Origin of the sequence: Bacterioplanoides sp., from assembly GCF_965219715.1 — a bacterium.
Lineage (GTDB): Bacteria > Pseudomonadota > Gammaproteobacteria > Pseudomonadales > Oceanobacteraceae > Bacterioplanoides.
The window spans coordinates 3,344,944-3,352,500 of sequence record NZ_OZ244785.1 but is presented as its reverse complement, the minus strand read 5'-3'; the positions used below and the strand labels follow the sequence as shown (position 1 = coordinate 3,352,500).

Below are 7,557 nucleotides of genomic sequence, written 5' to 3'. Positions count from 1 at the left end.
AAGCGAAGGTACGCGCAGGCGAAAACCTGTCGTTGTTATTCGATCGTTTTAACCTCAGCGCAGTTGATGTGTTGGAAATTGCCGCAGCGGCTCCGAAACAAGCGATTCGTTTACAACCGAAGCAAACATTACGCTGGGTTACTTCCGGCGATAATCGCATTCAGAAGTTTGAAATCATTCTTTCCCCTTTGGCGCGCCATAGCCTGGTACGTGATGCCGAAGGCAAACTGCAATATGAATTACTGGAACGCAATGCCGATTATCGCCCTCGCTTTGCCAGCGCCACCATTGAGAATTCACTATTTCTCGACGGCGGCCGTGCCGGTGTGCCGGAACAGGTATTGATCGAACTGGCCGGAATCTTCGGCTGGGACATCGACTTCGCGCTGGATATCCGCCAGGGCGACAGCTTCAGCCTCATTTATGAAGAGGTTTTTCTCGACGGCGAGAAAATTGGTAACGGCGACATTCTGATTGCCCGCTTTAATAACCACGGCCGTGAAATCACAGCCGTGCGTTATGAAGATGACAAAGGCAATGCCAACTATTACACACCAAAAGGGTTGAGCATGCGTAAGGAGTTCCTGCGCAATCCAATCGACTTTGCCCGTATCAGCTCACGATTTAACTTACGCCGTAAACATCCGGTACTGAATAAAATACGTGCCCACCGGGGTACTGATTATGCTGCAGCACGGGGCACACCAATTAAAGCAGCCGGTGATGGCAAGGTGACGTTTGCTGGCCGTAAAGGTGGCTTTGGTAATGTTGTGATCATTCAGCACGGCTCGCGCTACCAAACGTTATACGCTCACCTGAGTAAGTTCGGCCGCGGTGTCCGCAAAGGCCGTAAAGTGAAACAAGGTAAGATCATCGGCTATGTCGGTAGCACTGGCCTGGCAACCGGACCACACCTGCATTACGAGTTCCGCGTAGACGGTGTGCATCGCGATTCATTACGCATCAAGCTGCCACAGGCACGATCGATTTCGAAAAAACAGAAAGCCGACTTCCTGTCCAAAGCATCCAGCCTGGTTGAATGGCTCGATAGCCATAACTCGCAATCACTGGTTGATGCGGTGGATAACTCATGAGTTTATTTATCGGTTTAATGTCCGGCACCAGCGCCGATGGAATGGACGCAGCTCTGGTTCGATTCGAAACCGGTAAAGCCCCCGAACTGATTCACGCCTGTGGCCTGGCGTACGAACAGGCGTTCTCTCAACAATTACGCCAGTTGGCGATTACGACTGAAGCCAGTGTCGAAGAGCTGGCCTTACTGGATCGCAAGATCGCTAAACTCAGCGTGAAAGCGATTCGTCAGTTATTAGCTGAAGCAAATGTCGATGCCAGCGCGGTCAGCGCTATTGGCAGCCACGGTCATACCTTGCGTCATAAAGCATTACGTAGCCGTCGTTTAGCCGATGGCTTTAGCTGGCAGGTAGGCGATCCAAGCTGGATTGCTGAGCATACCGGTATTTGTTGCATCGCTGATTTCCGACGCCGTGATATCGCTGCTGGCGGTCAGGGCGCTCCTCTGGTTCCGGCTTTTCATCAGGCTTGTCTCGGAGCCTCAGATGCCCCGCGCATGGTTCTGAATATTGGCGGCATCGCTAACCTCACCGTTTTAGGCGAGCACTTAAGCGGGTTTGATTGTGGCCCGGGCAATGCGCTGATGGACGAATGGTGCTGTCTTCAGTGGCAGGAATCACAAGACTCTAATGGCGAACGAGCAGCAAAAGGTAAAGTAATTCCTGAGCTGCTGACGCGTTGGCAATCCGAGGGCGAAATATTCAGCTACCTGCAACAGCCTCCACCCAAAAGTACCGGGCGAGAGTTATTTAACTTACAGGCGCTTGGCGACCAGCTGGACGGCTATGATGCCCACGACGTACTGGCATCGCTGTCGCAATACACTGCGGATACCATTGCCGATGCGGTTAAGCGTTTTGGCCATTCTGCTGGAGAGATACTGGTGTGTGGCGGTGGCGTTCACAATCCAGACCTGATGCAACGTATCCAGACTGCACTGCCAAATCATCAGATTCGCAGCACCGCCAGTGCCGGCATTCATCCCGACTGGCTGGAGGCGATGGCATTTGCCTGGTTAGCGCATCAGACGCTGAATCATCTGCCGGGGAATGCACCGCAGGTTACTGGCGCTGATGGCTTAAGAATTCTTGGTGGTATTTATCCAGCATGATTCCATTTCTAAACGGTATTAATTTTCAGCCGCCGCATCTGTGCAACATCCCTGTCGCTAGATGCTAGCGCAACGTCCTGTTGCTGCTTTAAAAATTAATACCGTTCAAAAATGAATGGCTAGAGAGCACGAATCAGAAATAGGCGTACCCAGCGCCATCTAAACGCTGAACTTCATCACCGCCAAATGGCACAGCTTCAAGAAATGGAGGCAGGTCACCTTCGGTCAGGTTGTTTTCTCCCATCCAACGACGGCAGACTTTCAGATCAACCACATTAAAGGCATCCAGACGAGCGGCCAGATCAACCAGCTCTTTGTTGTCGCGATAATTGCTGCGTTTGAAGATCGCAATTTCCGCACCATGCAACACCAGAGCAATCGGGTCTTTGGTGTTGTATTCATCCGCACCGTTGGCAATTTGTTCAGCACGAGCCAGCAAAGAACGTAACTCTTCAGCAGTATGCAGCTGCACTAATGCCTGCAAACGCTGTGGCGCCTGTTGTTTTGGCGCGGCATTGGCGACGCCGGGGGCTTTGATCATATCCTGGGGAAGTTGAAGTTCGTTACGCGGCACAACCGGAACCGGTGAGTTGTCCTCAGCCATGATTGGTTTCAACTCCGCTTGTGCGGTAACAGAAACAGCGAGCAGTAACAGGCCACGAACGGTAGCTTTGAATAATGAAGAACCGGTCGTGTGCATAAACTTACTCCGCAAAAAGATGATCAGATCGAAAAGGATGAACCGCAGCCACAGGTTGATGTTGCACCCGGGTTATCAACGGTAAAACGTGATCCTTCAAGACCTTCTTTGTAGTCGAGTATTGAGCCTACCAGATATCCGTAGCTGAGCGAATCAACTAATACCCGGACGCCATCGTATTCGACGGCAAAGTCATCTTCGGCGCGCTCATCATCAAAGGTAAAGCCGTACTGGAACCCGGAGCAGCCACCACCAGTCACGAAGACCCGCAGACACAGCTCATCGTCCGCCTCTTCCAGCAATAACTCACGGATTTTACCTTCCGCAGCTGCGCTTAACTCAAAGGGTGTGGCTTGTTGTACGGCACTCATATAGGTTCCAGAACTGGTTTCAGACGTTGAAATTATCGGCTTTCCCGAGTGTTTCAGTCAACTTTAGCCTCTGCACCAGATTGTTCTTTGGCAATTTCCACCGCCTTTTTAGGCTGAGTGCCTTTTGCCTGATGGTGCAATTTACCGTTAACCTGGGCACCCAGAACCATTTCCATAGCCTGGTAGTACACATCACCGGATACCTGAGCTTTCTGTGCCAGCTCGATATAGTCTCCGGCGTATACATCACCTACGACCTTACCGTTGATCACAATATTCGGCGCCGTGATCTGACCTTCAACACGGCCCTTATCGCTGACACGCACCACTGCGCCACTACCGGCTTCGGCAAACAGATTACCTTTAATCACACCATCAACATGCAGCCCACCGGTGAACTTCACATCACCTACGATTTCAGTTTTGGACGAAATCAGTGTGTCGTAATGGGTGTTGGCACCCTTGTCTTTGCTGCTAAACATTAATTAAGCCTCTCCTGTTTCGGGCCATTCAATCGATTGTTCTACACGTTGTGCTTTACTGCCGGTGGACTGTAATACCACCTGAACCTGCTCGGGTACGAATTGCTGTGGCAATGTCAGGTTACCCGTCACTTCCTGGAAATAACGGAAGCGGAACTTCACTCCCAGATCGCTGACCTTAGTATCGAGGTCACGTAATGGCAGGATAACTTTTTCGCCAGATTGACTGCCCACGAAGTTAACAGCCGCCAGTCCGGCAATAAAACTGCTGTTGTCGGCAACCTGAGTCAGCATGATGGAATATTTAAACTGACCCGGCGCTTCTTCTGGCTGAATCGTGATCTTGCTGATGCGCAGACCTTTATCTTTATTACTCGGCGCCATAATGCCTTTATAAAAAGACACTTCCTCTTCCAGATTGGAGATCTGAGCTTTCAGCTCTTTAACAGTCTGGCGAATACCTTCATTGGCCTTGCGGTCCACTTCGCCGCCTTTTTCCAGCACACCCACACGTTGACTGAGACGAGAAATCTCACGTTCACCGTCCACCAGCTCATTCTGCAGAGAGTCGCGCTCCAGCGTCAGTTGCTGAATATTCGACATACTGTCGTAAACGCCACCAAAGTAGCCACCAACACCAATCGCCACTAACAACAGCAGGGTGTACAACCACTGCCGGAAGCGCTGCCCGGGTTTGTAATGACGAATAACCAGCTGTTCCTGTTGGCTACCTTTTACCACTGCCATCTGGAGTTCCTTTAATTTTTACTCTTGTTTTTCTGACTCAGGGAAGCAGCGCAACCTGCTTTAACCCGGCGTCTTCATCCAACCCGAACATAATATTCATATTCTGGACGGCCTGACCGGATGCACCTTTTACCAGATTGTCGATCACGGATAACACCACAATCTGACCGGTTTGCGGGTTATGGTGAATCGACAGACGACACATATTGCTGCCTTTAACACTGCGCGTCGCAGGATGACTACCAGCAGGCATCACATCAACAAACGGCTCATCAGCGTAACGAGCTTCGAACAGTGCCTGTAAATCTTCTGTTAAATCAGGTGCTTGGGCATACAGTGTAGAATGAATTCCACGAATCATCGGTGTCAGATGCGGTACAAAGGTCAACTCAACCGCTTCACCTGCTGCACGTGCCAGGCCTTGCTTGATTTCCGGCAGATGACGGTGACCCGGAACAGCGTAAGCCATCATAGATTCAGAGCTTTCGCACAGTAACGAGCCCACTTTGGCACCACGGCCAGCACCACTAACGCCAGACTTACAATCAGCAATCAGGGTTTGTTTTGGCAGCAAGCCTTTTTCTAATAACGGAATCAGCGCCAGCTGCACCGAGGTTGGGTAACAACCCGGTACTGCAATTAAACGTGCATCTTTGATTTGTTCACGATTCACTTCCGGTAAACCGTATACCGCTTCTGGTAACAGGCTTACAGCACCGTGTGGCTGGTTATACCACTTCTCCCACTCCACTGCGTCTTGCAGACGGAAGTCAGCGGACAGATCGATGACCTTGGCACCGGCTTCTAATACTTCTTCGGCCAGCGCATGAGCAACACCGTGTGGTGTGGCAAAAAATACCACGTCGCAAGCGCCCAGAGTCTCAGCACTCGGAACAGAAAAGCGTAAGTCAGTGTGGCCACGCAGATTCGGGAACATGTCCGCTACCGGAACACCTTCTTCACTTCGGGACGTAATAACGCTGAGTTCAACGCCCGGGTGGTTAACCAGAATTCTGAGCAGTTCGACACCGGTATAACCCGTGCCACCAACAATACCGACTTTAATCACAGTGAAACCTCACATTTTTTGGCCATGTTCGACCAACGCGCCCGTAATTGCTTTGATCAGGGGCAGCCGTCGACGGAAAAAGGAGCTTATAATACTGATTCTGGCGAATAACGGCACCCGCCAAACACAGGATTACGTAACAGAATCAAATTCTTATGAGCAACGGATAACTCAGTGAGCCCTCTCAGACAGCTTTTACAACAACATTGGCTGACCCATGTCACCCTGTCGAATAACCAGATTGGTCTGGCGTTGCTGTCATTATTGGTGGGCTTGGCCAGCGCCGGAGTTATTACGCTGTTCCGTTTTGCCATTGAGCTTCCTTTGGTGGAATTTCTGCCGATGGACAGCGAAGAAGATTACGAAGCTCTGGCGCCATTTCTGCGTGTCACCCTGTTGCTGGCTGGCGGCGCCCTGTTAATTGCTATCTTTCATCCGTTATCAAAAGAGCTGCGTTCGCTGGGTGTTGGCCATGTGTTGCTGCGTATGGAACGTCATCAGGGCTACATGCCACTCCCCAATCTGTTACTGCAATGGTTCGCTGCGGTCATTGCGTTATTAAGTGGCCATAGTGTTGGCCGTGAAGGCCCGGCGGTGCATTTAGGCGCCGGAACTGCCAGCCAGGTCGGGCAGCATTTCCATCTGGCCCATCACCGCTTACGAATTCTTGCTGGTTGTGGTGTTGCCAGTGCTATTTCCGCTTCTTTTAATACGCCCATGGCAGGCGTTATTTTCGCAATGGAAGTGGTATTGCTGGAATACAGCATCCGCGGATTTATTCCGATTATTCTCGCCTCCGTTGCCGGAGCCATTGTCAGTGAAGCGGTATTCGGCGCAGAAACCGCCTTTGTGGTTCCGGCGTTCGATATGAAGTCGTTGTTGGAAATTCCTTACATACTGGCGCTGGGCTTAATGGCCGGACTCACTGCTACCGCCTTTATTCATTCAATCAAACTGTTCCAGAAATTTAATCATCTGCCGCTGTGGATTAAATGGGGCGGACTCACCTGCACCACCGCTATTGCCAGCTTATGGTTACCGCAGTTAATGGGCATTGGTTATGACACAGTGAACGATGCCTTGGCGGGTAAGGTAGTAGTGCTCACCTTATTTGCGTTGATGGTTGGCAAGCTGTGGCTGGCGGCCTGGGCTGCAGCGACCGGTTTCCCGGGTGGTTTGATCGGCCCGAGTCTGTTTGTCGGAGCGGCGCTGGGCGGCATACTCGGACAATTATCAGCCTGGTGGCTGCCGGAGTACCCGGTGTCGGTTGGTTTTTACGCCATGCTGGGAATGTGCGCCATGATGGGAGCCACGCTACGTGCCCCGCTGGCGGCATTGGTTGCCATGCTGGAGCTGACGGCCAACCCGAATATCATTATGCCGGGCATGCTGGCGATTGTTGTGGCGAGCCTGGTCGTGAGCGAAATATTCCAGCTGCCATCGGTATTCCAGGTGTTGATGGGCGGTAATCCACTGGCTCAGACCCCGTCGCCGGTACAACAAATGTTGCGCAATACCTGGGTAGCCCAGGCCATGAGCCGCGATATCACTTGTGTCGATCGTCATATCAGTCATGACAGTGCCGAGCTGATTCTGCGCGACCGGCCGGAATGGCTGTTGCTGGAAAAAGAAAACCTGTTGTTATCCACCGCCGATCTGGCACTCGCCATGGTCCATGATGCTGAACAGCGTAATGAGCGCCACGCAGGAATTGGCCATGAAGACGAACACGAGCACCAGGCAACATTGGATTTAATTGCCATGCCGGGGGATCGCGAAGAAGTGGGTCGTATTTCTCTGAAGGCAAATTTACAAGATGCCTTAGACCAGATGCAGGCGAGTCAATTACAATGGCTGGCGGTTTATCGTGATGCCAGTGAACAACAATGTGTTGGTGTGGTATCGCGCGAACACATTGAACACTTTTATCGTTACCAACCGAATTAGCAAACAACGACAGACCGGTGAACAGGTCTGCGTAACGG

At 51.5% G+C, this 7,557-nt stretch carries 8 protein-coding genes (1 of these 8 only partly in view); 3 read left to right on the top strand and 5 right to left on the bottom strand.

Annotated features, from left to right (window positions below):
• Both ACOQOZ_RS15670 and ACOQOZ_RS15665 read left to right on the top strand, forming a co-directional pair.
• Window positions 1-1,094, top strand: the 3' portion of a protein-coding gene (locus tag ACOQOZ_RS15670) for a M23 family metallopeptidase (RefSeq protein ID WP_420589094.1). The gene continues 190 nt to the left of window position 1, outside the view; 1,094 of the gene's 1,284 nt are visible here — the last part of the coding sequence; its start codon lies off the left edge, out of view; it ends in the stop codon at window positions 1,092-1,094.
• The gene (locus ACOQOZ_RS15665; RefSeq protein ID WP_420589093.1) at window positions 1,091-2,203 is read left to right on the top strand and encodes an anhydro-N-acetylmuramic acid kinase; all 1,113 of its coding nucleotides are present in this window, start codon (window positions 1,091-1,093) and stop codon (window positions 2,201-2,203) included. Before ACOQOZ_RS15670 ends, ACOQOZ_RS15665 begins: the two co-directional genes overlap by 4 nt.
• Window positions 2,204-2,336: 133 nt before the next feature.
• Here the strand turns inward: ACOQOZ_RS15665 and ACOQOZ_RS15660 are convergent, their stop codons facing one another.
• Genes ACOQOZ_RS15660 through argC form a run of 5 tightly spaced genes read right to left on the bottom strand, consistent with a single transcriptional unit; the run spans window position 2,337 to window position 5,572 of the window.
• Window positions 2,337-2,903, bottom strand: coding sequence for a hypothetical protein (locus ACOQOZ_RS15660; RefSeq protein WP_420589092.1), 567 nt, complete (start codon window positions 2,901-2,903; stop codon window positions 2,337-2,339).
• Window positions 2,904-2,926: 23 nt separating this feature from the next.
• Window positions 2,927-3,274, bottom strand: a complete 348-nt coding sequence (erpA, locus tag ACOQOZ_RS15655; RefSeq protein WP_420589091.1) for an iron-sulfur cluster insertion protein ErpA — start codon at window positions 3,272-3,274, stop codon at window positions 2,927-2,929.
• A gap of 53 nt (window positions 3,275-3,327) precedes the next feature.
• Window positions 3,328-3,756: a bactofilin family protein gene (locus ACOQOZ_RS15650; protein WP_420589090.1), complete on the bottom strand. Its 429-nt coding sequence runs from the start codon at window positions 3,754-3,756 to the stop codon at window positions 3,328-3,330.
• Window positions 3,757-3,759: 3 nt separating this feature from the next.
• A complete protein-coding gene (locus ACOQOZ_RS15645; protein ID WP_420589089.1) occupies window positions 3,760-4,503 on the bottom strand; it encodes a DUF6776 family protein in 744 nt (247 codons plus the stop codon).
• Between the two features lie 37 nt (window positions 4,504-4,540).
• On the bottom strand, window positions 4,541-5,572 hold the full coding sequence (gene argC / locus ACOQOZ_RS15640) for an N-acetyl-gamma-glutamyl-phosphate reductase (RefSeq protein ID WP_420589088.1): 1,032 nt from the start codon (window positions 5,570-5,572) through the stop codon (window positions 4,541-4,543).
• 174 nt (window positions 5,573-5,746) lie between these two features.
• On the opposite strand from argC, the gene ACOQOZ_RS15635 reads away from it, so the two are divergent.
• A complete protein-coding gene (locus ACOQOZ_RS15635) occupies window positions 5,747-7,519 on the top strand; it encodes a chloride channel protein (RefSeq protein WP_420589087.1) in 1,773 nt (590 codons plus the stop codon).
• The last annotated feature ends 38 nt before the right edge of the window (window positions 7,520-7,557 follow it).

Excerpts from the sequence above, each read along its gene's own strand:
- ACOQOZ_RS15665 (WP_420589093.1), top strand. The coding sequence starts at position 1,091 with ATGAGTTTATTTATCGGTTTAATGTCCGGCACCAGCGCCGATGGAATG.
- ACOQOZ_RS15660 (WP_420589092.1), bottom strand. The coding sequence starts at position 2,903 with ATGCACACGACCGGTTCTTCATTATTCAAAGCTACCGTTCGTGGCCTG.
- erpA (WP_420589091.1), bottom strand. The coding sequence starts at position 3,274 with ATGAGTGCCGTACAACAAGCCACACCCTTTGAGTTAAGCGCAGCTGCG.
- ACOQOZ_RS15650 (WP_420589090.1), bottom strand. The coding sequence starts at position 3,756 with ATGTTTAGCAGCAAAGACAAGGGTGCCAACACCCATTACGACACACTG.
- ACOQOZ_RS15645 (WP_420589089.1), bottom strand. The coding sequence starts at position 4,503 with ATGGCAGTGGTAAAAGGTAGCCAACAGGAACAGCTGGTTATTCGTCAT.